The sequence below is a fragment of the Microcoleus sp. BM001215392 genome (genome assembly GCF_036700185.1).
In the GTDB taxonomy this organism is placed as follows: Bacteria; Cyanobacteriota; Cyanobacteriia; order Cyanobacteriales; family Microcoleaceae; genus Microcoleus.
Genome location: NZ_JAUBOJ010000754.1, coordinates 1 through 1035, shown reverse-complemented (window position 1 = coordinate 1035; position 1035 = coordinate 1). Strand labels below are relative to the sequence as shown.

Sequence of the window (1035 nt, the reverse complement as noted above, 5' to 3'; positions counted from 1 at the left end):
ACTGTCAACTGTCAACTGTCAACTGTCAACTGTCAACTGTCAACTGTCAACTGTTGAAGCACGGGTAGCGAAAAAGCGTTTTTTTACGAAAACAGGTGTTGTCACCCGCAGATTTCGCACAAAACCCGGTTATGAGAGTCGGAGTGCGATCGCGAACTGTATTATAACTAATTCGCTCAAAATCATCTGGGCGATCGCCATAAGTCGATCGATTAGGGATTTTTGACTTGTCACTTGATAATTGCAGAAGCGCTATAATAAACAAAAAATTAAGTTTTGTAAAGACCCTTGACTGCAACATTTACACCTAAAAACAGCCAAACCTGGCACGCTCTCAACCCCCTGTGGGAAGGAGACCAAGACGCAGTACAGAAGGGTTTACCCCACACCAAGCTAGCACCGGCATGGCAAATACTGCTCTTGGGCGACGGTTCCCCCACCCGTCACCTGCAACTGCTGACAGGGGAACCCACAGAAGTAGATGTGATCGATATGTCGTTGGTGGGTGAAGGCGCAGACGGTGCGCCTGCGCAAATTGTGGCGGTTCCAGGGCCGCGCCTGCGCCGTCAAGTGTGGCTGCGTACAGCTTCGGGACAGCGCCTCGCCTACGCGACTTCTTGGTGGGAAGCGAGTCACGTAGATGAATATTTGGAAAATAAATCTTTGCCAATTTGGGCAAGTTTAGCGCGCCTGCGAACAGAATTGTATCGCGACGTGCAAGGCATTTATTGCGGTGAGTCGGTGGTTTTGGAGTCGGCTTTTCAACAGTCGGGGCCTTTTTGGGGGCGACACTATTTGTTTTGGCATCACGGGAAGCCGCTGACGCTGATTTATGAGGTGTTTTCGCCTTATTTAACTAAGTATTTGGGGCCGATGGAGTTGTAATATTGTAGGCGATCGCATCCACACGAGAAAGTTCGATCGTCATGGGTGCATCTGGGTTTGTCAAATATGTTTGTAGGGGCGAAGCATGACCGCGGTCAATATGAGATGATAACTAATAACTTATATGCGGTCATGCTTCGCCCTCTTCAA

Annotated in this window: 2 protein-coding genes; both read left to right on the top strand. The window is 49.0% G+C overall.

Annotated features, from left to right (window positions below; all coding sequences use genetic code 11):
* Nucleotides 1-226: hypothetical protein (locus QT974_RS34665; RefSeq protein WP_333472867.1), on the top strand; the 226-nt coding region annotated here is incomplete at its 5' end.
* Nucleotides 227-288: 62 nt separating this feature from the next.
* Entirely contained in the window at nt 289-885 is a 597-nt protein-coding gene (locus QT974_RS34660) for a chorismate lyase (protein ID WP_333472866.1), read from the top strand.
* Nucleotides 886-1035 lie beyond the last annotated feature (150 nt).